This is a genomic window from Benzoatithermus flavus (assembly GCF_037908215.1).
Taxonomy (GTDB): Bacteria; Pseudomonadota; Alphaproteobacteria; order Geminicoccales; family Geminicoccaceae; genus Benzoatithermus; species Benzoatithermus flavus.
The window spans coordinates 1-1,166 of the sequence record NZ_JBBLZC010000069.1 but is presented as its reverse complement, the minus strand read 5'-3'; the positions used below and the strand labels follow the sequence as shown (position 1 = coordinate 1,166).

1 protein-coding gene is annotated in these 1,166 nt (G+C 72.6%); it reads right to left on the bottom strand.

What is annotated here, in order from left to right:
• Positions 1-1,166, bottom strand: a 1,166-nt coding sequence (gene hemA, locus U1T56_RS24080; RefSeq protein WP_418162030.1) for a 5-aminolevulinate synthase, incomplete at both ends; no start/stop codon positions are given.

The window sequence follows — 1,166 nt, the reverse complement described above, 5'->3', positions numbered from 1 at the left end:
GGATCCCGAGCTCGCTCCAGACGTCCTGCAGCGCCTCGACCAGGCGCTCCATGAGCGCGTCGTCGTGCAGGGGCGAGGGCGTGATCCGCAGCCGCTCGGTCCCCCGCGCCACCGTCGGGTAGTTGATCGGCTGGATGTAGATCCGGTGCCGCTCCAACAGCAGATCCGAGGCCGCCTTGCACCGCACCGGGTCGCCCACCAACACCGGCACGATGTGCGACGGGCTCGCCAGCACCGGCAGCCCCGCCGCCAGCAGCCGCGCCTTCAGGGCCGCGGCCCGCTCCTGGTGCCGCGCCCGCAGCGCGCGCCCCGCCTCGCCGCGCAGGAGCCGCACCGCCGCCAGCGCCGCCCCCGCCACCGACGGCGGCAGCGCGGTGGTGAAGATGAACCCCGGCGCGTGGCTCCGGACCGCGTCCACCAGCGCCGCGGAGCCGGCGATGTAGCCGCCCATGCCCCCCATCGCCTTGGCCAAGGTACCCTGGATCACGTCCACCGCCGCCATCACCCCGTCGCGCTCGGCCACCCCGGCCCCGTGCTCGCCGTACATCCCGACCGCGTGCACCTCGTCGAGGTAGGTCAGGGCACCATGTTCTTTCGCCAGAGCACAGATCTCCCCGATCGGGCCGAAGTCGCCGTCCATGGAGTAGACGCTCTCGAACACGATCAGCTTGGCGCGCTCCTTGGGCTGCGCCTCGAGCAGGCTCTCGAGATGCAGGAGGTCGTTGTGGCGGAACACCTGCTTCTCGCAGCCCGAGTGGCGCACGCCCTGGATCATCGAGGCGTGGTTGCGCGCGTCGGACAGGATCAGGCAGCCGGGCAGCAGCCGGGCGATGGTGCTGATCGCCGCCTCGTTGGCGACGTAGCCGGAGGTGAACAGCAGCGCCGCCTGCTTGCCGTGCAGCGCCGCCAGCTCCTGCTCGAGCAGGACGTGCAGATGCGTGGTGCCGGAGATGTTGCGGGTACCGCCCGCCCCGGCGCCGTAGCCGCGCACCGCCTGGCAGGCAGCCGCCAGCACCGCGGGATGCTGGCCCAGGCCGAGATAGTCGTTGGAGCACCAGACCGTCACCTCGACCGTGCCCTCGGGCCGGTGCCAGAGCGCCGTGGGAAACGCCCCCGCCTGCCGCGCCAGGTCCGCAAACACCCGGTAGCGACCCTCCGCGCGGACC